Origin of the sequence: Ruminiclostridium cellobioparum subsp. termitidis CT1112, assembly GCF_000350485.1 — a bacterium.
Taxonomy (GTDB): Bacteria; Bacillota; Clostridia; order Acetivibrionales; family DSM-1351; genus Ruminiclostridium; species Ruminiclostridium termitidis.
The window spans coordinates 45,625-71,096 of record NZ_AORV01000052.1; the positions used below are offsets into that span (position 1 = coordinate 45,625).

Annotated in this window: 22 protein-coding genes; 2 read left to right on the top strand and 20 right to left on the bottom strand. The window is 43.6% G+C overall.

Annotated elements, in window-relative coordinates; all coding sequences use genetic code 11:
- Positions 1 to 239 precede the first annotated feature (239 nt).
- The 12 genes from CTER_RS18655 to CTER_RS18710 all read right to left on the bottom strand — a co-directional run bounded on the left by CTER_RS18655 (position 240) and on the right by CTER_RS18710 (position 13,598).
- Complete coding sequence (locus tag CTER_RS18655) at positions 240 to 581, bottom strand: hydrogenase maturation nickel metallochaperone HypA/HybF (RefSeq protein WP_004628187.1); 342 nt, start codon at positions 579 to 581, stop codon at positions 240 to 242.
- A gap of 67 nt (positions 582 to 648) precedes the next feature.
- Complete coding sequence (locus CTER_RS18660) at positions 649 to 3,351, bottom strand: FAD-dependent oxidoreductase (protein ID WP_004628155.1); 2,703 nt, start codon at positions 3,349 to 3,351, stop codon at positions 649 to 651.
- A gap of 1 nt (position 3,352) precedes the next feature.
- Entirely contained in the window at positions 3,353 to 4,030 is a 678-nt protein-coding gene (gene hypB / locus CTER_RS18665; protein WP_004628171.1) for a hydrogenase nickel incorporation protein HypB, read from the bottom strand.
- A 15-nt stretch (positions 4,031 to 4,045) separates the two neighbouring features.
- Positions 4,046 to 5,068 carry a DUF5692 family protein gene (locus CTER_RS18670; RefSeq protein WP_004628134.1) on the bottom strand — a complete coding sequence of 341 codons (1,023 nt, stop codon included), beginning with the start codon at positions 5,066 to 5,068 and terminating at the stop codon, positions 4,046 to 4,048.
- 164 nt (positions 5,069 to 5,232) lie between these two features.
- Complete coding sequence (locus CTER_RS18675) at positions 5,233 to 5,808, bottom strand: TetR/AcrR family transcriptional regulator C-terminal domain-containing protein (protein ID WP_004628125.1); 576 nt, start codon at positions 5,806 to 5,808, stop codon at positions 5,233 to 5,235.
- Between the two features lie 152 nt (positions 5,809 to 5,960).
- Entirely contained in the window at positions 5,961 to 6,596 is a 636-nt protein-coding gene (gene udk, locus CTER_RS18680) for a uridine kinase (protein WP_004628185.1), read from the bottom strand.
- 82 nt (positions 6,597 to 6,678) lie between these two features.
- Positions 6,679 to 8,058 carry an MATE family efflux transporter gene (locus CTER_RS18685; RefSeq protein ID WP_004628152.1) on the bottom strand — a complete coding sequence of 460 codons (1,380 nt, stop codon included), beginning with the start codon at positions 8,056 to 8,058 and terminating at the stop codon, positions 6,679 to 6,681.
- Positions 8,059 to 8,388: 330 nt separating this feature from the next.
- The gene (locus tag CTER_RS18690) at positions 8,389 to 9,288 is read right to left on the bottom strand and encodes a glycoside hydrolase family 11 protein (RefSeq protein WP_004628154.1); all 900 of its coding nucleotides are present in this window, start codon (positions 9,286 to 9,288) and stop codon (positions 8,389 to 8,391) included.
- A 225-nt stretch (positions 9,289 to 9,513) separates the two neighbouring features.
- On the bottom strand, positions 9,514 to 10,659 hold the full coding sequence (gene fucO / locus CTER_RS18695) for a lactaldehyde reductase (protein WP_004628133.1): 1,146 nt from the start codon (positions 10,657 to 10,659) through the stop codon (positions 9,514 to 9,516).
- 119 nt (positions 10,660 to 10,778) lie between these two features.
- Positions 10,779 to 11,348 (bottom strand): TetR/AcrR family transcriptional regulator C-terminal domain-containing protein, encoded by a 570-nt coding sequence (locus CTER_RS18700; RefSeq protein ID WP_040761627.1) that lies wholly within the window; start codon positions 11,346 to 11,348, stop codon positions 10,779 to 10,781.
- Positions 11,349 to 11,389: 41 nt separating this feature from the next.
- Positions 11,390 to 11,851 (bottom strand): hypothetical protein, encoded by a 462-nt coding sequence (locus tag CTER_RS18705; protein ID WP_004628197.1) that lies wholly within the window; start codon positions 11,849 to 11,851, stop codon positions 11,390 to 11,392.
- Between the two features lie 328 nt (positions 11,852 to 12,179).
- Positions 12,180 to 13,598 carry a radical SAM/SPASM domain-containing protein gene (locus CTER_RS18710; protein ID WP_004628113.1) on the bottom strand — a complete coding sequence of 473 codons (1,419 nt, stop codon included), beginning with the start codon at positions 13,596 to 13,598 and terminating at the stop codon, positions 12,180 to 12,182.
- Between the two features lie 194 nt (positions 13,599 to 13,792).
- Here CTER_RS18710 and CTER_RS18715 point away from each other — a divergent pair, with 194 nt between their 5' ends.
- Positions 13,793 to 14,206 carry a putative ABC transporter permease gene (locus CTER_RS18715; RefSeq protein ID WP_004628158.1) on the top strand — a complete coding sequence of 138 codons (414 nt, stop codon included), beginning with the start codon at positions 13,793 to 13,795 and terminating at the stop codon, positions 14,204 to 14,206.
- A 104-nt stretch (positions 14,207 to 14,310) separates the two neighbouring features.
- On the opposite strand, the gene CTER_RS28385 is transcribed toward CTER_RS18715, so the two are convergent.
- The 6 genes from CTER_RS28385 to CTER_RS18740 form a co-directional block, all read right to left on the bottom strand.
- Positions 14,311 to 14,484 carry a hypothetical protein gene (locus CTER_RS28385; protein ID WP_004628128.1) on the bottom strand — a complete coding sequence of 58 codons (174 nt, stop codon included), beginning with the start codon at positions 14,482 to 14,484 and terminating at the stop codon, positions 14,311 to 14,313.
- A gap of 47 nt (positions 14,485 to 14,531) precedes the next feature.
- Positions 14,532 to 15,833, bottom strand: coding sequence for an MFS transporter (locus tag CTER_RS18720; protein WP_004628206.1), 1,302 nt, complete (start codon positions 15,831 to 15,833; stop codon positions 14,532 to 14,534).
- A gap of 219 nt (positions 15,834 to 16,052) precedes the next feature.
- A complete protein-coding gene (locus tag CTER_RS18725; protein WP_004628181.1) occupies positions 16,053 to 17,045 on the bottom strand; it encodes a hypothetical protein in 993 nt (330 codons plus the stop codon).
- A 291-nt stretch (positions 17,046 to 17,336) separates the two neighbouring features.
- The gene (locus CTER_RS18730) at positions 17,337 to 19,148 is read right to left on the bottom strand and encodes an ABC transporter ATP-binding protein (protein ID WP_004628199.1); all 1,812 of its coding nucleotides are present in this window, start codon (positions 19,146 to 19,148) and stop codon (positions 17,337 to 17,339) included.
- 1 nt (position 19,149) lies between these two features.
- On the bottom strand, positions 19,150 to 20,907 hold the full coding sequence (locus tag CTER_RS18735) for an ABC transporter ATP-binding protein (RefSeq protein ID WP_341349543.1): 1,758 nt from the start codon (positions 20,905 to 20,907) through the stop codon (positions 19,150 to 19,152).
- A gap of 85 nt (positions 20,908 to 20,992) precedes the next feature.
- Entirely contained in the window at positions 20,993 to 21,622 is a 630-nt protein-coding gene (locus tag CTER_RS18740) for a MarR family winged helix-turn-helix transcriptional regulator (protein ID WP_004628191.1), read from the bottom strand.
- 147 nt (positions 21,623 to 21,769) lie between these two features.
- Between CTER_RS18740 and CTER_RS28390 the strand changes: the two genes are divergently transcribed.
- Entirely contained in the window at positions 21,770 to 21,916 is a 147-nt protein-coding gene (locus tag CTER_RS28390; protein ID WP_165585972.1) for a hypothetical protein, read from the top strand.
- A 228-nt stretch (positions 21,917 to 22,144) separates the two neighbouring features.
- Here the strand turns inward: CTER_RS28390 and CTER_RS18745 are convergent, their stop codons facing one another.
- Both CTER_RS18745 and CTER_RS18750 read right to left on the bottom strand, forming a co-directional pair.
- The gene (locus CTER_RS18745) at positions 22,145 to 23,896 is read right to left on the bottom strand and encodes an ABC transporter ATP-binding protein (protein ID WP_004628137.1); all 1,752 of its coding nucleotides are present in this window, start codon (positions 23,894 to 23,896) and stop codon (positions 22,145 to 22,147) included.
- A 977-nt stretch (positions 23,897 to 24,873) separates the two neighbouring features.
- Complete coding sequence (locus tag CTER_RS18750; RefSeq protein WP_004628122.1) at positions 24,874 to 25,470, bottom strand: HEPN domain-containing protein; 597 nt, start codon at positions 25,468 to 25,470, stop codon at positions 24,874 to 24,876.
- Positions 25,471 to 25,472: the final 2 nt, after the last annotated feature.

Here is a 25,472-nt window from a genome sequence, read left to right on the forward strand (position 1 = left end):
ATCAGAACAAGCATGGACTTCATTTTGCCCGGTTAAATATTTGGGCCAACTCACTTATAATATTTAGACTCATATTTCTTTACCTGTGTAATTTTTTATATCAGCTGGTAACGTGAGGACAACTTCATGAAACAGGATGCATGGTTAAAAACAATTTTCGTAATTGTTTTTGGTGCGCCTGTTTCATGAAGTTACCAGACTGAAAACTAATATTCAAATTACAGCAAATCGGGTATAGATCAGCAGGCTATGATTTCCTTAATCACGAATTCTTTTCCGCAAAGAATCTCCCAGTCGGTACTGCCACATTTAGGGCATTTGCTGCTGTTTTCAACAAGTCTGAATACCTTGCTGCACTTTGTACAAATGGCATTGCCGGGCAGAATTTCTATTTTTAATTTGGTATCCTGCAATAAAGTACCGTCAACGGCAGCAGGATAACAAGCCTCAATGTATTTCGGAATCATTGACGACAGTTCACCGACCTGGATAACCAGCGTATCAATTTTTGTCAATCCATTGCTTTTGGCAAAGTTCTCTACTGTCTTAATAACTTCAAGTATAACTCCCAACTCGTGCACCTGCCATCCCTCCTGTGGGTATCCAAGCCGGCCTGGATAAGCTCTCCCGGCCGGCCGTATTTGTCCTTTACTTTCCCCTGCCCGTGCTTTGACCTGCAAAAACAGCTTTGAAGGACCGTTTTACCTTTTTAACGGCAATCCTTCCCTGCCGTTTAATAACATGCTTTATGACAATGGGTTTCATTTTATTGAACTCAACACCTGCGCTGTCATATTTCCTCACCAGCAAAACAGCGTCAAATTTGCACCTGGTGGTACAGACACCGCAGCCGACGCACTGATATTCGTCCACAACCACGGCACCGCAGCCCAGACAGCGTTCTGTCTCCCTTTTGAGCTGCTCTTCGGTAAAGGTCCGCCGCAAGTCCTCAAAGGTCTCTCTGGCTTCACTGCCGTCTATGTGCAGAGCCCTTTGCCTTGGCAAACGGTCGTAGCCCTCAAGGTTTAACTGCTCCCTGTCCAGTGCATGATATTCCCTCTCCCGGCCTATGGTCAAATTGTCCCCGTTGACATAGCGGTGAATGGAAACGGCACCCTGCTTGCCCAAGGCTATTGCATCTATGGCAAATTTGGGACCGGTCAGAGCATCTCCTCCCGCAAACATGTCGGGCTGGCCTGTCTGGAAAGTCACGGGATGGGCTTTGACCGTTTTATTGGGTTTCAGTTCCACTGCTGAGTCTTTCAGCAAATCTCCCCATTCGATGGCTTGACCTATTGAAATCAAAACATTTCCGGCCTGGACTACAGTGGTTTCATTTTCATCAAAAGAGGGATTGAATTTCCCGTCTTTGTCAAAAACTGATGTGCATTTCTTGAATTCCACACCTGAAACCCGCCCGTTTTCTGTAAGAATTCTCTTTGGCCCCCAGGAATTGTTTATGATAATTCCTTCCGACAGGGCCTCCTGGATTTCTTCGTCAAGGGCAGGCATCTCACTGCGGCCTTCAAGGCAGTACATATCCACCCGGGCTGCTCCGGTTCTGGCAGCAGTTCTTGCCACGTCGACGGCAACATTCCCTCCGCCGATAACTATGGTTGGTCCCTCCAGCTTCAGAGCATCGCCAAGATTTACCCTCCGCAAGAATTCAACTCCGGTCATGGCCCCTTCGGCAGTCTCCCCCTCCAGGTTCAGGCCTCTGCCGGCCCCGGCTCCTATGGCGGCATAGAATGCTTTATAGCCCTGACTCCTGAGTTCGGGTATGGTAACATCCCGGCCCACCTCGACACCGGTCCTGAATTCAACTCCTATTTGCTTCAAAATGTCTATCTCGGCATTAACTACTTCTTTTCCCAGCCTGAAGGAAGGAATCCCCAGTGTCAGCATTCCCCCCGGTATTATCTCCTTTTCAAATACAGTGACCTGATAACCCTCCACCGCCAGGAAATAGGCGCAGGACAGTCCGGCAGGCCCGGCTCCTATCACGGCTATCTTTATCTGCCTGCCGGGTCTCTTTTCGGGAATATACCGGTGCTCTGCCTTCAGATCCTGGTCTGCGATAAATTTTTTGATTTCATCCACGGCCAGAGGCTCATCAACACCTGCTCTTGTACAGGCCGACTCGCAGTTTCTGGGGCAGATGCGCCCGCAGACGGCAGGAAAGGGATTTTCCTTCTTTATGAGCTCCAGAGCCTCCCGGTATCTGCCCTGGGATGCCATTTTGATATAGCCCTGGATGGCTATATGTGCCGGACATTCCGATTTGCAGGGGCTGGTGCCGTCCTCGGTGACCACCTTCCTGTGCCGGTAATCAGGATCCCACCTGTCGGGCCCCCAGGCCGTATCATACGGTGTGTCTTTTTCCCGGGCCCCGGCAGGCTTCTGCTCTTTGCACAGATTTTCACCCAGCTTCAATGCATTTACCGGACAGTTTTCTACGCATTCACCGCAGGCGACGCACTTGTCCCTGTCCACCTTCGCAGCATAATTTGACCTTGAAAAATCAGGGTTTCTGTACAGGTTGGCATTTCTCAGCCCAAAACAGGAGCAGCCGCAGCAGTTGCAAATGGCAAGAGCCTTTCCCGGACCTGAGAGATTTGGTATCTGATGGGCCAGGCCTTCTCTTTCAGCCTGCCTGCAGATGGCGATTGCCTCTTCCCTTGTGATTTGCCTGCCCCTTCCTGTGCGGATATAGAAATCGGCGGCAGGTCCCAGCTGGATGCACATTTCTTCAATGGTATGGCCGCAGCCCTGTCCCATGACCCTCATGGAGGTGCGGCAGGCACAGTCGGTAACCGAGAATATCTCATGTTTATTGAGCAGCTCGGTAATTTCCTCATAGGAGGCTTTTCTTGTGTCGGCTTCAATGGCACTGTCAATGGGAATAACCCTCATAACTCCCATCCCCACCGGGAGGTTTCCAGCCAGCACCACACCCAGTTTTCTTGTGTATTCCTCAAAGCACTCTGCAATCACAGGATACTTTGCAACATTTTCCTTGTTTGCAACCATATATTCCATTACACCCGGAACGTAAAGCTCCAGAAAATACTTATCCTCACCGTTTTCTTTTTCAAACTTTACCGAGCCGTCCACAGCCATCCTGTATAATATTTTTTCCACCCCGGCTTCAGGTCTCCGGCAGAGCGCAGCCACTTCCCCGATGCTCCTGGGTTTCCGTATTTCAAGGCATAGTGCCACTTCTGCCATTTCATCGGTGGTAACCGGCTCGAGGATTTTATATTCCGGGTCTGTGGGCTTGACTTTTACCAGCCCGCCTGTAACACCTCCGGCAATCTTGTTCGCCAGCTCCAAAACTTTTGGTTTTACCATGTCAATTCCCCCTGTCTTTCCAATTCTCCACCTGTTCACGCAACCAGGCTGCCCATTCGTCCATACCCTCTCCTGTCTTTGCCGAGACGGGTATGACCCGGATATCCGGGTTCAACTTTTTTACACGTTCCTTCACTGCCTCAAAATCAAAATTGAAATAGTCTTTTGCATCTATTTTATTGATCAATAAAACATCCACAACAGAAAACATCAAAGGATATTTTAGAGGTTTGTCGTCCCCTTCGGGCACACTCAAAATCATGGCATTTTTTACGGCTCCGGTGTCAAATTCGGCAGGACAGATCAAATTACCTATATTCTCCAGTATCACAAGGTCCAGCCCCTCTGCTTCAAGCCCGTTAAGGCCCTGTCTGGTCATATCGGCATCCAGGTGGCACATCCCTCCGGTGTGCAGCTGTATGACCTTTGTGCCTGCACCGGCCACGGTACCGGCATCCACATCGGAGTCAATATCGGCCTCCAGCACTCCTATTTTCATTTCCTCCCTCAGTGCTTCTATAGTTCTGAGAATTGTCGTTGTCTTGCCTGAACCGGGAGACGACATTAAATTCAGCAAAAAGGTCTTTCTCTTTTTCAATTCCTCCCGGAACAGATCGGCCTGACGGTTGTTGTCTTCAAAAATACTTTTCTTTATCTCTATAACCTTATATTGTTCCATTGCATCACCACCTCATTAAACCTGCTCTGCCGGCAGTTTCACGGCCTGGGGCAGGTTTGCCTCCGCGAGTGCCTTTATTTCCTTATACTGCTTCAAATCGGTATAGAGCTCTCCAAGATATGGATTTCTCCTTGTCCTGAACACTTTGTAAATCATGTAGGCAAATACTGCTATATTTGAAGCCAATGCGGCTATGCTGAAGGCGTACAACGGCACTTCACTATAAGAGGACGCCACGGCAAAGGCACCTTTATCAATAAATGCTGGGAAAGTCTGTGCAAACATGCACCAGATGGCAAGCGTCTGGGCACGGTGCTGGAGCCAAGCTCCCTTTCCGACGGTAAAGGAGCAAAGTGTGGCTGCCAGAAGGAGAGCGAAACCGCAATACCAGGAGTGGCCCGGCAGGCAGTTGTATGTATAGTCAAAATTCCACAGGTCATAGGCTATTATCCAGAACCACAGCATGTCGGGCCACAGCATGTCCCTGCTGCCGTCCTTTGCAGTCTTCTTCCTGATGCATATCCCCAACCAGCCGGTTATGGTTATGATATTCAGGATTCCGGCAATACCGTTCATGAAATTCCAGGGTCCGCCCAGAACATACATGGCTTCGTCAGCCAGTGTTCCGCCCCCGCGGTATTGGATCCCCACCTGGAAATCCCGCAGTACCGCCTCAAGAATATTTATGGCAAGAATCAGGGGCGGAAAGCACAAGGCCCATTTCTTGTCGGATAATCTCCATTCCCTGCCGGTATGCTTGTTTTTGAAGCTGACATGTCTGATGCACCAGAAGCCTATACAACCGGCTGTGGAAGAGTATACCTTGGCCAGGTGGAACCAGTCTGTATAGGTCGTATCACTTAATACTGTAAACCAAAGTATTGACAGGATCAGAGGTAAAATAACAAAACTTGCAAATCCAACATATTTCCATCTCCGTGCTGCTTCATTGAAGCCAAAAAGTACCGCAAAGACGATTATCCAGACACCCCATACGCCTAATGCCGTTGCACCGTCCGCATAGTTGAACACAAACATACTACAACCCCCAATTTTATTAATTTTTAGTATTATTTCAAATTCATTGTATAATTTCATCCAAATACTGTTCAATAGACAAAAAAAAGAAAGTGTCTATTTCACACTTTCTTTTTGCATACGCTTCTAGATCAATCGTTAGACCAATACTTTTATATCAGGCTTTATCCCATTTTTCCCTCTTCCGCAAAGGCGGCAACCGAACGGGGGATACTCCCCGTTATCATGACAAGCAGCTTCCTGAGTATGAGCTCGGGCTCTTCTTCCATTCCTTCATTTACCCATTCCATCATCAAGCCGTTGAACACATGCCTGTAAAAATTCACGATAAACCTTCTGTCATTGTCCTTTAATTCTACTTTGAGTTTGACGATGCATTCCTCCACTACGTCATCCAGCAGCCTGTTGGAGATGTTTATAAAAAAGGTATTTGCCTCTGACCTGTAGGAAGAATAATACACATGCAGTATCATTTTTGAATTTCTTTTCAGATAATTCATTGTAGCCAGAAATCCGCCGCTCCATGTATCAAACGTCCTGTTCTGGGCAATTTCCTTTGTGATTTCTCCATAGAACACAAATTTAAAGATATCAAAAATATCGTTGAAATGATTGTAAAAGGTTTGCCTGTTTAAGTCACAATGTTCGCAAATCCCCTTTACCGTGATCTTATCTATGGATCTGGTTTTAATAATTTGTTTAAATGCTTCAGCTATGGCAGCTTTGGCGGTCTGCTTCATAGATTTCTCCTCATCTGAAAAAAAATAAGTTTTTCAGTTTCATTCAAACATCCATTCAGCCGGAATATTCCGTCGTTTTTAAACATTTAGGTGTTGTTCCCAACAATAGTATAATATATAAACCAGTAGAATACAAATATGGAAATGAAATATTATTCAGCTTGTTTTTCCCAGTTACAGATAATGTTATTGATCCTGTCCACCAGCATTGAAAAAGCCACATTGTTCATACCGCCCTCAGGAATAATAACGTCGGCATTTTTTTTGCTGGGCTCAATAAAGGCCTCGTGCATGGGTTTTACCGTATTCAGGTACTGGTTGATCACCGAATCCAGATTTCTGCCCCTTTCGTGAATATCCCGCATGAGCCTTCTGGCCAGCCTGATATCGGCATCGGTATCTACAAATACCTTGATGTCCATAATATCGGCCAATTCAGGGTTCTCAAAAATCAAAATCCCTTCCAGTATAATGACACGTTTGGGCTCCTCCCTGACGGTCTCATCCAGCCTTCTGTATTCCACAAAAGAATAGGTGGGTCTTTCCACAGACTCAAACCTCTTAAGCTGTTTTAACTGTTCTATCAGGAGCTTTGAGTCGAAAGCGCCGGGATGGTCGAAATTAAGCAGTTTTCTTTCCTCATAGGAAAGGTGGTCAAAGGAATTATAATAAAAATCCTGGCACAGCAGAACTACATCGTCGCCAAAAGTAGTCTTCAGCCTTTTTGCAAGAGTGGTCTTGCCGGAGCCGGTACCGCCGGCTATTCCAATAAGTACAGCATGTTTCATGTCGCATCTCCAAATTATTTGTAATGTGCTTTCTTCAAAGATTATACCAATGTTTTTTTGCAGTTATTATTATTTTTATAACCTATACATTCATATACTTCCATCTGCCCCTGTTCATCCTTACCAGATACATGACCGATCTTATGCAAAAGTCAAAGAATATACCGACCATAACTCCAAACAAGCCCATTCCGAAAAAGTGGATGAGTACAAAGGACAAACCCACCCTGAACGTCCAGAGTCCTACGAAGGAAGTGACCATAACATACTTGATGTCACCCGCCGCCTTCAAGGTTGCCGAGCACAGATTCAAAACCGCAAGTAGCGGCTCTATTAAGCCAAATGTGCAAACTATGGCCACCGACTCCTCTATTACGAGATGATCATTGGAGTACATGGCCGCCAGCTGTTTTGAAAATATGACCATGAGTATGCCTATGACAAAACCCACAGCCATTGTTATCTTCAAGCTGTCATAAGCGTAGGTTTCTGCCTTTTCATAATCCCTTGCCCCAAGGCTTTGTCCCACAAGGGTAGTGTTGGCAATGGCAAACCCGAATATGGGGAAGAAAGCAAGGGCATTTATGTTTAATCCTATCTGGTATGCAGCCATAGCAACCGTTCCAAGGGAGACGATTATGATCTGGAGCACAAGAAATCCTCCCTGCATGACGGCTTGCTCTATAAAGCCCGGAACGCCTATACTGACTATCCTCTTCATCATTTCGGGCCTGATTGTGTAGTCATCCTTCAAACTCAGGTTGAGTTTGAGCTTTTTACGGTTGTACAAAACCAGCACTCGCACCGTAACACCTACAATTCTTGAAACTGTTACGGCTATAGCCGAGCCGACTATCCCGTAGGCAGGTATATGAAGTGCCGGAACGCCAAATATAAGTACGGTATTTAATATTATGTTCAAAATGTTGACTCCGCCTGTAATGACCATTGGAGTTTTTGTATCCCCGGCCCCTCTCATGGCTCCTGATATTATGATATCAAGCACAAGAAACGGCAAATTGAAAAGCACAATATTAAAATAGCTCATTCCTGCTTTTAAAACTTCCTTTTCGGCTCCCCCGAAAAACAAACCCAGAATATTAAATGAAAACAACCTGCCCGGGATTACCATTATCAATCCCACAAGAATTGCCATGTAGCCCGATTGTATAAGTGCTCTCTTGGCATCTTCCCTGTTGCCTTCACCTGTGACTCTGGCGATAACCACCGTTGTACCTATTGATAAGCCCGAGAAAACCGTCTGCATGAACCCCATCAGCATATTAACCATGCCGACCGCGGCAACTGCATATGTGCCTATACGGCCCATGAATATTGTGGAAACCATTCCAACCATCATTTCAAGTATTTGTTCTGTTATTGAAGGCCAGGCCATAGATATGATTTCTTTATCCGCTTTAGCGTTTAGTTTGTACCATTTTTTCTTCATCATTAACCCCATTTTTAAACTGTCCTGAAAAAAATATCCTACAAAATAATAATTATAAGAGAATTTATAATATTGTGTCAAATGCCATTATTGGAGTTAAAGCCCCATTATATATGGATCTGCCCTGAATTATTAAATTGTTGTCTGGAGACGTGCAAAGTCATAATTTTCTGTTTTTAACAACACTTCAAAAAATCCCCCGACAGCATAATAATACTGCATACCCTTCAAAAGTATGCAGTAAAAAAAATCAAATTGCCTATCATTTTTTAACCATAGTCCGTCAATACGCTTTAAAGAACATTACCTGCGGATTTTCATCATACGGCTTCTATGCCGTACTTAGCCCGGGAAATTAGTTATCATGCCCAACAAATATTTTTTCATAACTGCAAAGTCCAGTGCATCTACCTGCCCATCCCCGTTGACATCTGCATTGGCAAGATTTGTTCCGGTAAGCGGAGCGGCGCCCATCAAATGTGCCCGAAGTGCTGCGAAGTCAAGCGAATTGACATTTCCATCCCCGTTTAAATCACCTTTTGTCTGAGGGTTGCCGATATTAATCGACATGCTGGTTACATCAGCTCTTCCGCTGCTTTGATATCCCTCAACCACAAGCGAGACTTCATACATCTTCCCCATTTGCATTCCCCGGCTTTCCCATGTCTTAAAGTGATCGCTGACAGATATGGTTCCGCTGGTGCGTTTTGATGTCCGGACACTCCAATACTGCTGGAAAGTTGCAGTGCCTTTAATGGATGGCTGGTTGACCCGCGTGGTCTCGTATAAGTCATATGTTGCGCCATCAACTATAATGGTGCCCTTTGACGTTGCTCCAGGCGGTCTCCAGCTGCCCCAGCTCTCTACTATGTAATATTCTACAAGGGGACTGGTGGTCCACCCATAGACAGCCAGGTATGAATTGCCGGAGGGCTGGTAGTTGCAGGCATAGTTCATTGTTATATTACCAAGCTGCTGGTGCGTCTGGGTCTCATTGTATTTCTTGCCTGTCCGGAACAGTGCATTATTGATATTGCTCCACTGGCAGCTGAATGTCCCGCCGCCGTTGAGAGTCATGCTGGTTGTCCCGCTGTCCTTCCACAGTTCATAGTTGTACCCGTCAATTGTGCCGGTTTGATTTGAGGTGATTGTTATTGCCGCATGTACATTCAATACAAACATGGAAAGTAAAATGGCAAAACACATTATGATCCGTGTGGTTACCGTCATTTTCCGTTTCATTTTTCACACCTCCTTTCTTTAGCTTATTAATAAAATGCATTTTATTTGATAATTATATCATATTTTGTTAAATATTACCATATAGGAAAACAATATATCCCACAGGTTTGTATTTGCCATGCACCGAAAGAATTAGAGGTCGGAAAAATGAATAAGGAGTCTACATATGTAAACTCCTTAAAATTATCCATATAAAGTTTTCATTACATTAAATTTATATCAGCTTCACATCAGCTTTCTGAATAAGCCGATCAAATCTTCCACACAGGTATCCTTCGGATTGCCCGGACGACATGCATCCGCATATGCCGACTCTGCAAGGAACTGGAGATCAGCTTCCTTGATGGCGTCCAGTTTTGCCGGAATGCCTACATCGGCAGACAGCTTCTTCACTGCCTCAATTGCAGCCCTGCGGTAATCATCCCGGGTCATGGAGCCGGTACCTTCAACTCCCATGGCCGCTGCTATTGCCTTATATTTTTCACCGGTGCACTCGGCATTGTATTCCATAACTAAAGGCAGCATCATGGCACAGGCAACTCCATGAGGTGTGTCATATGTAGCACCCAGTGTATGTGCCATGGAGTGGGCTATACCCAGGCCCACATTGGAAAAGCCCATTCCGGCTATGTACTGTCCCAATGCCATACCTTCGCGGCCTTCTTTGGTGTTCTCAACAGCACCTCTTAAATTCCCTGCTATAATTTCGATTGCCTTGATATGGAACATGTCGGTCATTTCCCATGCAGCTTTGGTAATATAACCTTCTATGGCATGGGTCAGCGCATCCATACCTGTTGCAGCGGTAAGCCCCCTGGGCATGGAGGACATCATATCGGGATCGATGATTGCTATGACCGGCATATCATGCGGGTCAACACAGACAAACTTTCTTTTCCTCTCAATATCGGTAATAACATAATTTATTGTAACCTCGGCTGCAGTACCTGCAGTGGTAGGGACCGCAATAATAGGTATGCTCGGCTTTTTAGTTGGAGCCACTCCCTCCAGGCTTCTCACATCTTCAAATTCAGGATTGGCTATGATTATACCGATAGCTTTGGCGGTATCCATGGAAGACCCTCCGCCTATTGCAATTATATAATCTGCCTTGGAAGCCTTAAATGCCGCCACACCGCTCTGTACATTTTCAATTGTGGGGTTTGGTTTAATGTTGGAATAGATTTCGTATTTCAAGCCTGCTGCTTCCATTAAACCAGTAACTCTTGATGTTATATTCAATTTGACCAAATCCGGGTCACTGCATATAAAGGCTTTGGAAAAGCCCCTTATTTTAACTTCATTTACAATTTCATTAACCGCACCTGACCCATGGTAGGATGTTTCATTTAACATAATTCTATATGGCATGATATATTCCACCTCGCTATATTTACTTTACAGCAGCTGCTATATACGCCATCATTATATCCATAATCATATTAATTATAAAGTTACAAAACAGCCGAGTTGTAACATATTACAATTGCTTAATTTTCAATGAGTCCCAGGGTTTTAAACAGCCGGGCCAATTTTTCAGGAACTGCACCGATAAGGTGTCCTGACAGTTCTTCCGGCGACGCTTTCATGCCCTCCATCACCCATTTCACAGTCATGTAAATGGAGCCCTGGCAGTACATCTCCAGCAGGAACTGCATATCCTCCTCCAGAGGTTTCCCGGTTCTTTCCCGGATTCTATCTGTATAGAACTGCAATATCAGGTGGAAATCATATTCTTTAAGACAGTTTTGTTCGTCCAGCTTGAAGGCTTTTTTAAAGAATTCCTGCTCCTGCTTTATAAACCTGAACTTTTTGACGAGCCCCTCATAGATTGTAGCGCCTTTGCCCATTTGAGCAAAGGATTCAAGCAGCAGCATTTCAAAATACCGGTTTATCAAATCATACTTGTCCTGAAAATAACGGTAAAAGGTCTGCCTTGTAGTACCGCATACTTCCACAATTTGCTGCACAGTGATTTTTTCTATGGCGGTTGTTTTCATGCATTGCTTGATAGCCCCGGCCAACCGCTCTTTCATTTGAATCTGTTCTCTCCTGTCCATTACCCGTTACCCCACTTCAATCAAAATCAGTGATAAAAGGGTCATATCAACATATCTAATTTCTCTTTTTCCTTATCAAGTATTTCAATACACATTTTAAAAATTATTTTTTTTCTTTTATCATATTGTTGTGACGTCGAAAAAATATCCAATAGACATAATATATATATCACAACTCCGCAAAATAAAAGATAAATAAAAATAGTGCTTATCCCAATTTGCATAAGAGCTATCAAAATAAACATCAAAGCCAGTCCGGAAATAGTTAATGAGGATACTCCGCTCACCCTGGCTATAGAATCACTCGTATCCAGATTATCTATTTCAGACGACAGGGTGATTTTTAACTTGTCATGATCGTCCAATTCAATCCTGTAAGTGTACATGAACAGCTGCAGCTTGACCATGACCCTGTCATACAAATATGATAAATCATTAATATTTTCCTTACTCAATGCTTCAAGAGAAGCTTTCAGTTCGGAATAACAACCTGTTAACTCCATATTAAAACTTCAGATATTATATATATTAGATTCAGTATGTTATAATATCTGCCTCCTATGATAATATATAAAAGACGAATTTCTTTTCATTAAAGCTCCGAACAGATGGACGAAGACTAAAATTTCCCTAAAAAATTTTAAGCTCCTATTATATTATCGGAGTTATGATAAAGAAAATTAAGGAAAAAATATTATGTATAATAAAATCTCCTGAAAACAGCTAAACTTCTGCCTTCAGGAGATAAATAATATTTATAAAATTATCTGTAACAATTAACCGTAATCATTATTTATTGTAATTATTAATTATAATCACTAACATGAATCCTCAGATTTCAGCTCCGGAGCCAAAACTGCAGCCTCTGCAGCACCCGCATTCAGTACAGCTCTTCTGCTTTGGAAAATCTTCATTCCTTCGCCATAAGTGTTCGGCTGCCACCGACCAGTTGTCGGCTGCCTCCCTGCATTTTCCGGCAAGCTCGGTTACATCCTCGGGAGCTCTCATATCCGTGGACACGGCTCCTGAGACTTCTACCATATCTATCAGCCTGTCGGGATTATCCAACAGGGGACAGGGTCTCAGAAGATTTTCATTAAAGGGCTGATTCCTGTAATATTGCATGAACAACGGCGATTTCAGAGCCTCCAATAAAGTTTTATCCCGGATATTGGAGTCGGAATAGTGAATGAATGCACATGGCTCTATGTCTCCGTTTGCATTTATGTGGACATAATACCGTCCGCCGGCTACACACCCTCCTACGTACTCCCCGTCATTCCAGAAATCCAGTGTAAAAATGGATTTTGTGGACCTGAAGCTGCGTATCTGCCGGTACATAAATTCCCGCTGCTCTGCCGTGACCATAAGATCAGTCGGCGCACCGGTTCCTATGGGCATATAGGTAAAGAACCATGCAAATTTTGCTCCAAGTGAAATCATTTCGTCGAAATATTCTTCACTGCCTATTATTTCAGTATTCTCACGGGTGTAGCAACAGGATACTCCGAACAGGAGCTTTTTATTTTTCAGTATTTTCATTGCTTCTGTGGCTGAATTATATACCCCTGATCCTCTCCGCGCATCCGTCTCCTTTTCAAAGCCTTCAATACTGATGGCCGGGATAAAATTTTTAACGCGAAGCATCTCATCTGCAAATTCTTCATCTATAAGTGTGCCGTTTGTAAAAGCTAAAAACAGACAGTCGCCATGTTTTTCGCATAAGCGGACAATATCCTTTTTTCTTACCAGAGGCTCTCCGCCGGAAAATAAAAAGGTGTAAACACCCATTTCCTTTGCCTGCAGGATAATGTCATCCATTAAATCATAACTCATCTGGAGACCATTTTTGTACTCAGCCGCCCAGCAGCCTATGCAATTCAAGTTGCATGCCGTGGTGGGGTCCATCAGTATGGTCCATGGTATGTTGCAATTGTTAGCTTCTCTGGTTTTATCCTGTTTTGGACTACCTATTATTGTGGAATTGATGACGAGATTTTCAAAGACCTTTCTGCGCACTCCTTTGTCTATATCAGTCCAAAGACTCATTATTAATTTATACCAGTTTCCCTCTTTATCCTCCATAGCATTCCTAACAGTTTTAACCTGTCCCTTGACAATTTTGGTTTTGTCAAATTTCTCAATCCACTTTAGAATTGCAGGTATGCTTTTTACAGGGTCGCTTTCCATATATTTAAGAACTTTTTTAATAAAGAGAATCTTAAAAAAGTTTTTTATTTTTTGAAACATGATGAAATACCTCCGGAGACATATATTACTGTATCATATGCATAGGAGGTATGAAACGTCACAAAACCAGGAACAATTTTACATTTAATCCCATATATCAGTTTACATAATCTTAAATTATTGCACCCTGTCATTGATCAAAGCATAATATATTATAGTATATTATGGAACAATATGCAGGAGATTCGATAAATATGAAGTATATAAAACTGCTTATTTTATTTGCAATCGGAGGATTTTTCTACTATTTTATTGAACGTATGTATAATGGATACTCCGCATGGCCCATGATCATTGTGGGCGGTGTCTGTTTTGTACTCATAGGGCTGATAAACGAACTTTTCACATGGTCGATACCCTTATGGCTGCAAGGCATTATATCAGCTGTTATGGTTACCGTCGTAGAATATGTAAGCGGCGTTATCTTAAATATATGGCTGAAGCTGAATATATGGGATTACAGCAATTTACCGTACAATCTTCACGGACAGATCTGTCTTTACTATGGAGTTCTTTGGATTTTTATAAGCCTTGGAGCTATTATTTTTGATGATTGGCTCCGGTATTGGCTTTTTGACGAGGAAAAACCCAAATACAAGTTGTTTTAAACCGGTTGTCTTAACCGTGCCGGGGAACCGGGTATGCCGGAAAGGACAAGAGCATCCAAACCGCTCTCAAGCCGTCTGGATGCTCCCATGTTTGAAACTATGTCTTATTCAATGTTGATGTTCAAATCCTGACTCTTCTTTTTCTCAAGTAATTTCTTGGCGATATATACTGCACCCCCGGTACCAATGGCAGTTGCTCCGCCTAACAGGCATCCTTTGGCAACATCATTTTTCCGGACTGCCTGGCTTAAGCTTAACATTAATTTTAAAAATTCCATTTGTTTACCCTCCAGATAAATGTAATTAATGTAATTAATACATTATATTAATCTTTATCTGAATCAGTGAACATAATTGTGAATTGTTCCATTCTCTGGTTCTGATTGCGGTAAAACACGGCAGTCGCCAGGACACCCAACAGCAGCAGTGAAATACTCAGAACAAAGGGCAATGCCCTGGAGATATCACTCAGCAGTCCGCCTATGTATCCAAATGGGACGCTCACCAGCATAACCACCGTCTGAAGCAAAGCCATAATTCCCGAACGCTCCTCGGGATTGACATGTATGGCAACCAGCGACTCCCTGAGTGTGCTTAATACGGCCGAGCCCAGAGCTTCAAACAATATGGACACCGAGAGTATTACATATCCCCAAACTCCGGTGTTTGATATGGTAATCAACAATACACAGCTGATAATTGCGCTGAAAAATCCCCCGTATAGCGGCCATTTAAGATTTGATTGCTTGATTCGTGAAATTATCGTGAAAAAAAGCAGGATAGCCAGCATGCTCCGTACCATCGGAAAGATAGGCAGCAGCGTATCGGGAACTCCAATACGGCGGGATGCAATAATCTGCCAGAAGGTCATTCCAATCATTGCTACAATCTCAACCAGCACGCTGATAATTATGGCAAATATCGTACCCTGGGAGGCAAGTATCATGCGTGCCGCTCCTCTGTATCCCGACAGCATTTCTCCCCATGACTTTTTCCGGGCCGCCTCACGCCTGACTTTTCCAATAGCCGTTTCTGTAGAAAATTTGTACAGAATGAGCAGTTTTACCGTCATAATAATGAAAGCATTGATATAGAGTATTCTTATGGCCGGTGTCAATGTCAGCCTGGCAACCAAAATCGAAGATATTGGCGCAAAGAGCGCCGAGAGATTTCCGCAGATGATGACCCATGAGTAGATATGCGTTATCTTATCCCTTGGTGCGTCCTCCACCAGCAGGCAGTCCCATGATACCGTGGTTATCTTCATTGTACCGTTTAGCAGTGCCGCCACGGCAAAGAACCAGAAGCCCTGACTGGATGCCCATATCAGACAGGGCAGGCTCCATGCCAGGAAGTCAAATACCATGGTGCTCAACCTGCGCCCCATCTTATCGATGATGATACCGGACAGGAAGGCAAACACCATTTGAGAAAACATATAAATCGATGTAACTATTCCCACCTGTATGTCGCTCATGCCGAAGGTCAGCATGTATACCGTGGCATATGGCAAACAGAGATTCATTGACAGCCCCCACATGGGTTCTGTGTATACACAAGCCCGGGGATTGCCGCGAAGTTCCACAAGTGTACGCAATAAATGGTGCTTTAATAAGAAATTTTTCATATTCCCTCCTGGACAATATAAGAAACACCTGAATTATTACATAAGATAGGGGGCCTGTCAACCGATAGCCCCTCTAAATTTCCAGCATATTGCCGCCCCTGCACTTCAGCGCTGAAAATAATATGCCGGGTAACAATCTAAAGGGAGAACTGCCACTTTAAGTGGTTTGCAGTTCTCCCTTTTCTTTAACGCTCTGACGTTGATTTCTTCTATAACTAATCATATCCCCAGTTCCTGTATTAATTTTTTAAATGTATAGTAAGCCGGTTTGGGCGTATAATCATCCCGCATAATGCCATACTGATGAAAGAGATCGTCTTTGGAACTGTCTGCATCCCGCAGCCCAAAAAGTTCAAAGTGAGATATATTCAGCTCTTGCCGTAAATCATATATTGTTTGTACAACTGTCTCAAGAACTTTGGTTTGATGCTCATAAGGTCTCTCTATATTTGTAATGGGGTTCTTACCCGTAGGCCATCCATTCTCAGTAATACGTATAGGGACTGAAGCCGGTATACCGGCTTCGGCAAGGTCTTTTTCCCTTAGACTGCGGAGCGTATGTTCTACTGAAACCGGTATATCACTCAAATCGAGAGGTTGTTCTTCAAATACGTCCACATAAAAGTTATGTCCGACAAAATCCACCGAATCTATAAATGTTTTTCCTCCGGCTTTTGAGATGTTTTCCCAAAAATGAGGCACTGCCGCCGGACTCTCCGGAACGGAGCCAAATCCAATCTTTATGGGCAGCCCGGACTTCTGTGTTTCTTTCTTTGCCGTAATAACTCCTTCTATTAATGCTTGCATTATATATGGTTTTGAACCTTCCATAAACGACAAATTGGGTTCATTCGTAATTTGAAGAGAAGCCAAATGAGAACCGTATCTGTTAATGACTTTTCGAATAAACCCAAGCCAGTTGTCAAGTTCTATACCTGCCTCCTGATGGTTGGTCCAATCTCCGCATCCTATGGTCAAGTCCCCCAATAACCCGGCCTTAAGATAGCCATCCGCATTTGATAACATTTTTGCTTCCCATTCCTTTGTGTAAATGAGATAATTTCTTGGAAACAGCTTTTTAGAATCACCTCGAAGGTCCCGGAGAACAAGTTGAATTTTTTCATAATTATCTTCCGGCCCCACAGCCAAACCGAAAGGCGTACCTGCCGCGCTTAGTGGGTAAATCCCAAATGTTAATCCTGACAAAGCCATAATGTTTAACTCCTGTTTCTTATATTTTTAATCCTGCTGGAAAATACTTTTCAATATATTATACCCCAACATCACGTTATAGAACATCTATCAACCTGTTAAATACATTAATTGCAGGTTGGTGAAACTCTTAAAATTCTGATATTGCATGAGCGTAAACATGCTTTATGAAATAAAAGCGTACCTGCCGGCATAATGCCAATGGATACGCTTGTGTGCGGTATATTTCTTTTCTTGGTTAGTGATGAAGCCAAGCCTGTTTCAAATGGAAATGCTTATTTTCCTCATCAATCATGCCGCGTTTCCGGCAAACTGGCTGTTGTAAATATCCGCATATGTGCCGTTTTGCGCCAGCAATTCCCTATGCGTACCCGTTTCTACAATATCTCCTTTATCCATTACGAGGATGCGGTCGGCGTCGTAGATGGTGGAGAGCCGGTGAGCTACCACAAAACTGGTACGGCCTTTCAGGAGGCGCTTCATGGCCTGCTGAATAACAAGCTCTGTGCGGCTGTCAACATTGGAGGTGGCCTCATCCAGAATCAGAATCTCCGGGTCGGAGACAAATGCCCGCGCAATGGTGATAAGCTGTCGCTGTCCCTGCGAGATATTGCCCGCGTCCTCATTCAATACCGTGTTGTACCCATCCGGCAGCTTTTGAATGAAATCGTCGGCATAGGCAGCTTTAGCAGCGGCATAAATCTGTTCGTCGGTGGCGCTCTCGTTTCCGTATTTGATATTATCATAAATTGTACCGGAAAAGAGCCATGTGTCCTGCAGCACCATGCCGATGCGCCTTCTCAAAGTCTGCCTCTCCACATTGCGGATATCCTCACCGTCTATGCGCAGGCTGCCGTCCTGGATTTCATAAAAACGCTCCAGCAGGTTGATAAGCGTAGTCTTGCCTGCGCCGGTATGTCCGACAATAGCCACCATCTGGCCATCCTCCACTTCCATGCTGAAATCTGTCATCAGCGGCGTGTCGGTGTAGCTGAATTTTACATGTTCAAACACAACTTTAGCGATTTCATCCTCATGTTTTGCATATTCGGTTTTTGTTTCAGACATTTCCTCGGCATCCAGCATTTCAAACACACGCTCGGCGGAGGCAATCATGGACAGAATACTGCTCCAAATCTGTGAAAACTGCATCAGCGGCTGGCTAAACTGGAGAGAATATTGTAAAAACGCCTGCATGTTACCAATTGTAATGGCGCCTGATACCACGTTTACACAGCCGACAGCGGCGATCAGAACATAAATGATGTTTTGCACCAGCAGCATGCCCGGCATGCTGATACCACCTATAAAGCGTGCTTTCCAGCCGGTTTCATACATCCCGGTGTTGACTTCGTCAAACTTTTTGAGAGCCTCCTCTTCACCGTTAAAGCTTTTGACCACTGTGAACCCTTGATAAGTTTCCTCTATCTGGCTGTTCAGCCTGCCTAAGGAAGTATAATATTCCTTGCTGTACTTCTTTGTTTTCGGTGTGATCAGCTTCATGACCAAAAGGCTACCGGGAAGCATAATGGCCGCCAGCAAGGTGAGCAGCGGACTGATGGAAAGCATCATCCATACCACGCCGACTACAATTACGGCACTGGAAATCAAAGCAGTCAGACTTTGCTGCAAATTGGTGACGACGTTGTCCACATCGTTGACCGCCACACTCATCAGGTCACCATTTTGGCGCTTGTCAAAGTAAGATACAGGCACCCTGTTCATCTTAGCCTTAAGTTCATTGCGCAGAGTATAAGTGGTTTTCTGCGAGACCACTGTCATAATGCGCTGCTGCAAAAAGGAAGAGACAAATGCGCCTGCATACAGCGCCGCTACCGACAGCAAAATTGTTCTGAGCAAGGCAAAATCAATGCCGGTGTGTGACCCCAATCCATCAAAGATAACCGTGGTCGCACTTCCTAAAAGTTTAGGGCTGAACACCTGCATTACAGTGCCGCCAATGGCAATAGCGACGGTAAGTGCAATCTGCAGGCTTGACTTTTTCATATATCTCATGAGCCGCTTAACGGTACCCCATATATTTTTGGGCTTTGCCACCGGAGCGCCCATCCTTCCCATAACGGGTTTATTGTTTGCCGCCATGTCATGCCACCTCCTTATAAGTTTGCGAATCGACAATCTGCCTGTAAACAGGATTGCTTTCTTTCAACTCATCATGTGTGCCAAGTCCCGCCAGTACGCCGTTGTCCAGCACAGCGATCAGGTCGGCGCCTTGCACGGTGGAAATACGCTGCGCCACAATAACGGTAATCGCATCCTTCACTTTTTCCCTCATGGCAGAGCGCACAGCCGCATCCGTCTTGAAATCCAGGGCGGAAAAAGAATCGTCAAAAATGTAGACATTTGCATTTTTTAGAAGCGCTCGCGCAATACAAAGTCTCTGTTTTTGCCCTCCTGAAAAATTGCCGCCCGCTTTTTCCACCATGCTGTCCAGCCCTTTGTCAAGCATTTTTACAAATTCCGTGGCCTGTGCCAGATCAAGCGCCTCCCAGATTTCATCGTCGGTGGCATCCGGCTTGCCGATCTGCATATTGGAGCGGATGGTACCAAAGAAGAGCGTGGAAGTCTGCGGTGCAAAGCTGACCTTATCATGCAGCGTCTTTTGTGGTATTTCACGTACATCGGCTCCGCAAAGACGCACTTGCCCGCTTTCTATATCGTAAAGACGCAAAATGAGATTGACAAGCGAGGTCTTGCCATCGCCGGTAGAACCAATCAGGGCCAGTGTCTGTCCGCCGTACACCGTAAAGCTGATATCGGACAAGGTTTTCTTTTCGGCTCCGAAATATCGGAAATCCACATTCTCAAAGGTGAGGGATTTTTCATCGGTTACGGTCTCATGTGCATTTTTGCCGTCTTCAATGGAAAGCGGCATATACAGCACCTCATTAATGCGTTTTGCCGAGGTCTGACCGCGCGGTACGGCTAAAATCACCTGTGTCAGCATGGCAAACGCCATCAGAATCTGTGCGCCGTAATTGATAGCGCCGATAATAGCGCCAACTTCTATCGTTCCCTTTGCGATACCGTGGCCGCCAACCCACACAATCAAAAGCGTGGTCAGACTGATCAGCATGGTGAGAACCGGAATAAAAAAGCTCATAATGGTACCGGCTGTAATTGAAGCACGGGTGTATTCGCGGTTGACTTCAAGATATTTGTTATATTCCTGCTCTTCCTTATCAAAAGCACGAATCACCTTTACTCCTGTAAGCCCCTCTTTGAAATAGAGGTTCAGTTTGTCAAGCAACTGCTGCATTTTTGCATAAAGGGGACTTGCAAATCTGTTAATGATAAAATAGGCAATCGCAAGGAACGGAATCATACATACGAAAATCAGTGCTAAAGATGGGGAAAGCAGGACAGTCATCAAAATTCCGCCAACCATTTGTATGGGTGCGAGAATCAAAAATTTAAGTCCCATTTCAATCAGTGTCTGCACCTGTGTTACATCATTTGTATTGCGGGTTATCAGAGACGACGCGCCAAATTTGTCAAATTCGTTTCTAGCAAATTTCAGCGCTTTGCGGTAAACATCCGAGCGAAGTTCTTCCCCCAACTTATAGGATATTCTTGAAAAAAGCAGGGTGTTGAAAATGGCGCCGAAAAGGCTGAGAACAGATAAGCCTATCATCAACGTGCCCTGCGACCAGATATAGGCCGTGTCGCCTTTGACAACGCCGTTGTTGATGATATGCGCCGTCACATAGGGCTGATAAAGCGAGCAACCGATTTGAACCAGAAGGAATGCAATGGCTGCAAGCGTTTGGGCAGGCGGCAGACGTTTAATTATTTTAAACATGAAAAAACCTCCGTTTCTGATTGTTTTGTATTGGTTCATGGTAAAATTGGCGCAAAAAAGAAAGGGTACTGCCGTTTGGCTTTTTTTACAGCAGCACCACTTTAATTCTGCTAATGGTATTTAGTTATTCATCGTCTGAATCGTCAGGACTAAGATCGTCCCCATGACCTTTCGGCGGGGCTGGCGGTGGAGGGATTCTCTGTTTATTGCCGAAAAACATCATTCCCGGCATCCAACCGCCACTTTCTCTTAAATGCTGCATCATCTCCGGCATCGAGCCACGTGGGCCCCAGGCATCGGGAAAATCGATTTCGCCGCCCATCTGTTTTTCAAGTTGGGTGATAATCCGGGCTAAATATTCACTCAGGTTTTTACGTTCCTCTTCGTTCAAACAGTCGAAGATCTGGCCGGAATCCTGTTTGCCTTGCTCAGCTTGATTGGCCGCCTCTTCGCCCTCTTTTGTGAGCCTGATGTCCATGACACGGCGATCTGTTTCCGACTGCGTACGGGTTATGAACCCGGCTTTTTCCAGTTTGGTCAACAGCTCGCTTAAAGACTGGTTCCGCATATCCAGAAGATAAGACATGTCTTTCTGGCTGATTTCCGGCTGCATTTTAAGCAGCGCTAAAATCCGTCCCTGGCCACGGTGCGGGTCTGCAAACGGCCCCTGTTCTTTCCTGCTGTGGTGCTGATATCTATGAAGAAGCATCATCGCACGAGAGAATTGCTCCATTAAATTCGTATTGTTTTCCATGATTAAATCCTCCGTTAACTTTTCGTTCGGTACCTGACTTTCCAGTACCTGATAATAATATATCAGGTACCGAACTATTCGTCAATACATTTTCAAAAAAATATTCAGGTGCCTGACAAAAATAGAGAAGATTGATAGGAGCCGCTGATGACGGCAAGCAGTCAAGATAGCCCTGTTAGAGTTATTGATGCATTTATCGGTGGAATTGACCTTGATGAAGCGGGTTTTAAAAGAGCTGCACTTAATATTGCCGGCAGACCTCCACACGATCCTCAAGCTCTTCTTAAACCCTGAAGGATGTATTCAGGCAGGAAAACATGAAAACATAAGATGTGAGCTTACTTCGATCCCTGGAAATATTCCGTTAAATCCAGTGCTATTTTCTTGTTAAAGCACCTAAAAGCCTGATAAAATCAGGCTTTTAGGTCAAATTGCGGAAAGTTAGGTTAAAAAGATGTAAAGCTTTTTTAAAAAAATTCTTATATGCGAAAATGCAAAAGAGTGATTTTATAGTGAATGATTTTATAGGTCTTGTGTATTGTAGAGCTTTGCATATACGCTGTCCAGCGCGTACAACTGTTCATGCGTACCTTGTTCTGCAATCCCTTCCTTTGTTAGAACCACTATACGGTCAGCACTTCTCACCGTACTCAGCCTATGTGCAATGATAAACAGCGTGCGCCCTTTCGCCAATGTTCTCAGGCTATCCATAACGGCTTTTTCACTATTATAATCCAAGGCGCTGGTCGCCTCATCAAAAATAAGAACGGGAGGATTCTTCAAAAAAACCCGAGCTATACTGATACGTTGCTGCTGTCCGCCTGAGAGTTTTACACCGCGCTGTCCAATGTCGGTGTCATATCCGTTCGGCAGTTCCATAACAAACTCATGCGCGTTTGCCTTTTTCGCAGCTTCAACGGCTTCATCGGCGGTAGCGCCGGGTCTGCCATATAAAATGTTTTCCATAACCGTGCCCCCAAACAGGAATGTTTCCTGCCGAACGACGCCGATTTGTTGCCGGAGCGGACATAATGCCGCGTCCCGGACATTTATTCCGTCAATGAGGATTTCACCTTCAATGACGTCATAAAACCTGGGAATAAGCGAACACAAGGTCGATTTTCCGATACCGGAACTCCCCACAATAGCAACAGTTTCACCCGCTTGGACATCAAGACTGACATTTCTCAACACATAATCCTGTTCCTCGTTGTATCGGAAGGTTACATTGCGAAACTCCACATGTCCTCGTGTAATTTGTATTTCTAAAGCGTTTTCGGCATCACGTATTTCAGGAATCGTATCCATAATCTCCCGGAAACGCCGATAGCCGGATAATCCATCCTGATATTGCTGTACCATAAATGCAAGCTTTGGGACGGGCGACGTAAGATAGGCGGCATACAAGATGAATACCAGAAGATCGGGCACATCCAGTGCAGCGCCGGCAATCCAAATTCCGCCAACTACAATAATCGCTACCGTAATAAGCTGCGTGAAAAATTTTTCTATTACCGTAAAATGCAGTGCCTCGTTCTTATATATATTTGCACGGCTTTGATAAAAATAGCTGTTCTCCGCGGAGAACTTTTTAATTTCAAGTTCTTCGTTAGCAAAGCTTTTGACTACTCGGATACCAGATAAATTTTCTTCTGCCTGCATGTTAACATCGGCGATACGACTGCGACTCCTTGCATAGGCTTTTTGGAGCCTATGATAAAAAACAAACGAATATATAGCCATAAAGGGTAAAAACAGACAGATAACCAATGTTAATTTTAAATTGATGTGGAGCAGAATAACAAGTGAGCCGATAAATTGTGTACCGTAAATGACGAGATTCTCCGGCCCGTGATGATACAACTCCGCTAAGTTCAAAAGGTCATTTGTCAAACGCGACATCAGTTGACCCGTTTTTTGGCTGTCGTAAAAACCAAATGAGAGCTTTTGCAAATGCTCAAACAGTTCCATGCGCATATCACGCTCAATTTTTGCGCCCATATCATGGCCCTTGTAGTCAAAAAACATTGCAAAGCCGGTCTGAACCACGATTATGGCCAACATCAGGGCACCCATTTGTAAAATAGTAGCTAAAATGTTTTCTGTACCGTTTTCCAAAACGTCTTTTGTGATGTATCTTACACAGACTGGTAAAATAAGCGCAAGAGCTGCAATAAAAATGCTGGAAAAGAGATCCGCAATCAGCAATCCTTTATATGGCGCATAATACGATAGAAATTTACGTATCCTTTGAGTTTTTTTGCTTAATGTCATGCAATCCTCCATATTAGGAGGGCTAAAGTATAGTCACCCTCCTTGATTCGTTTCCGGTAACTATAACTATGTTTTTCATGTTTTTACACCCTTTCTCTCTATAAATTATTACAGCAAATTATTACATCGCAGGTTTCTTTGCGGCATAACCAATATAAATCATATGAACTGTAATTAATAAATATTTTATGGCTGATCGTGTGAGAAAGCAATCTACAGAACGGTTATAATCATTTTCTACCACATCTGCATTTCACAAACCAGTATGCAGCATATAAGCAATATAATCCATAGTATTTTACTACATAAGTTAAAAGGGCAATAAATATCATAGGAACAAAGAAATTAATAGAAGCAATGCAGGGATAAAAAAGAGGAAACTCTTTTTTATTGAAAAATTATAATGAAAAAAGCCCGCAAACGCACTAAAATTTTATGTATAAAACGCTGAAAAGCCTGATTGTGGCAATGCTTATATCTTTTCCTCCAGAGGAACCATATCTTTTCCAAAAAAGACCCCTTTTCGGGGTCTTTTGGATTAAATTTTATTGTCCATGGAAGCATAACTTTTCCTATAGTCCAAAAAGGAAGCATAACTTTTCTTTGTGCCAGAGAATAAATAAGTTATTTTGTCAGCAATTGAAGTATAAATGAGCATATTATTTTACTCCCACGATAAAGTACTCATTTTATCTACTACTTTCAATACTCACATTATCTTTCAACTATTCACTATACGTGGAACATTATATGGGAAGTTAGTATTTATCATATCCATGATATTGAGCAGTAACCACGCTTAAACTCTGCGAAGGACTGCGGTACTTTAGTCGCAAAAAACCTTTCAAAAGCCATTCACTTACACAATTCAACTATTAACAAAACTATTTTTCTTGGTGAGAAATGTATTGTTTACTGTATCGTGGCAGACCAGTGCTTTAGAGCCAGATGCTGAGCCTCAAATTGAATTCTAATATTTAAACAGATATTCTTTTCACTAGCACTTCAAACTGTTCTATACCTTGAAGTATATAATTAAGAGTCTGAATCTCAGTTCCTAAATCAATTGGTTGCTGAGTTCTTGCTGAAGTATGAGCAGTATTCCCACGTCCAGCTCCATAAGAGTCAATAGTTGAAAGCCAAGTCGAATCAAACTCATCTTTATCAATTCCTAAAGGAACAAAAAGCTTTATAAGGTTTTCTTCCTTTATTCCATGGTTAGATTTTATTCGTTGCTCTTCAAAGCTCCTTATTACTTGATTTATTTTCGTATTAAGTGGAATGTTCTTTTCTATTCTTTCAAAGTTTGCGAACAAAGCAGCTACTGTTATATTCACTTTTTTTTGTCTATCCCATCGTTTTTTTGCTTGGATAAGTAAATATCTTGCAACGTCTTCAAAATAGGCTTCGATCTCGGCATGACATAAAACCCTAAATCCCCTCGCTAAATCCATTTGCCTTAAGGTAAAATCAGGTATATTCTTAGTCTTAAAACTCTTTATAAAATGTTTCTCTAGTTCATTTATTCTTTTTATTAAATCTCTATATTGTTTTGATTTTTTATCTGTAGCCATGA

What these genes read in the sequence shown, in the direction of transcription:
- CTER_RS18660 (WP_004628155.1), bottom strand. Translation starts at nt 3,351, where the DNA reads ATGGTAAAACCAAAAGTTTTGGAGCTGGCGAACAAGATTGCCGGAGGT.
- hypB (WP_004628171.1), bottom strand. Translation starts at nt 4,030, where the DNA reads ATGGAACAATATAAGGTTATAGAGATAAAGAAAAGTATTTTTGAAGAC.
- CTER_RS18670 (WP_004628134.1), bottom strand. Translation starts at nt 5,068, where the DNA reads ATGTTTGTGTTCAACTATGCGGACGGTGCAACGGCATTAGGCGTATGG.
- CTER_RS18675 (WP_004628125.1), bottom strand. Translation starts at nt 5,808, where the DNA reads ATGAAGCAGACCGCCAAAGCTGCCATAGCTGAAGCATTTAAACAAATT.
- udk (WP_004628185.1), bottom strand. Translation starts at nt 6,596, where the DNA reads ATGAAACATGCTGTACTTATTGGAATAGCCGGCGGTACCGGCTCCGGC.
- CTER_RS18685 (WP_004628152.1), bottom strand. Translation starts at nt 8,058, where the DNA reads ATGGGGTTAATGATGAAGAAAAAATGGTACAAACTAAACGCTAAAGCG.
- CTER_RS18690 (WP_004628154.1), bottom strand. Translation starts at nt 9,288, where the DNA reads ATGAAACGGAAAATGACGGTAACCACACGGATCATAATGTGTTTTGCC.
- fucO (WP_004628133.1), bottom strand. Translation starts at nt 10,659, where the DNA reads ATGCCATATAGAATTATGTTAAATGAAACATCCTACCATGGGTCAGGT.
- CTER_RS18700 (WP_040761627.1), bottom strand. Translation starts at nt 11,348, where the DNA reads ATGGACAGGAGAGAACAGATTCAAATGAAAGAGCGGTTGGCCGGGGCT.
- CTER_RS18705 (WP_004628197.1), bottom strand. Translation starts at nt 11,851, where the DNA reads ATGGAGTTAACAGGTTGTTATTCCGAACTGAAAGCTTCTCTTGAAGCA.
- CTER_RS18710 (WP_004628113.1), bottom strand. Translation starts at nt 13,598, where the DNA reads ATGTTTCAAAAAATAAAAAACTTTTTTAAGATTCTCTTTATTAAAAAA.
- CTER_RS18715 (WP_004628158.1), top strand. Translation starts at nt 13,793, where the DNA reads ATGAAGTATATAAAACTGCTTATTTTATTTGCAATCGGAGGATTTTTC.
- CTER_RS28385 (WP_004628128.1), bottom strand. Translation starts at nt 14,484, where the DNA reads ATGGAATTTTTAAAATTAATGTTAAGCTTAAGCCAGGCAGTCCGGAAA.
- CTER_RS18720 (WP_004628206.1), bottom strand. Translation starts at nt 15,833, where the DNA reads ATGAAAAATTTCTTATTAAAGCACCATTTATTGCGTACACTTGTGGAA.
- CTER_RS18725 (WP_004628181.1), bottom strand. Translation starts at nt 17,045, where the DNA reads ATGGCTTTGTCAGGATTAACATTTGGGATTTACCCACTAAGCGCGGCA.
- CTER_RS18730 (WP_004628199.1), bottom strand. Translation starts at nt 19,148, where the DNA reads ATGGCGGCAAACAATAAACCCGTTATGGGAAGGATGGGCGCTCCGGTG.
- CTER_RS18735 (WP_341349543.1), bottom strand. Translation starts at nt 20,907, where the DNA reads ATGAACCAATACAAAACAATCAGAAACGGAGGTTTTTTCATGTTTAAA.
- CTER_RS18740 (WP_004628191.1), bottom strand. Translation starts at nt 21,622, where the DNA reads ATGGAAAACAATACGAATTTAATGGAGCAATTCTCTCGTGCGATGATG.
- CTER_RS28390 (WP_165585972.1), top strand. Translation starts at nt 21,770, where the DNA reads ATGACGGCAAGCAGTCAAGATAGCCCTGTTAGAGTTATTGATGCATTT.
- CTER_RS18745 (WP_004628137.1), bottom strand. Translation starts at nt 23,896, where the DNA reads ATGACATTAAGCAAAAAAACTCAAAGGATACGTAAATTTCTATCGTAT.
- CTER_RS18750 (WP_004628122.1), bottom strand. Translation starts at nt 25,470, where the DNA reads ATGGCTACAGATAAAAAATCAAAACAATATAGAGATTTAATAAAAAGA.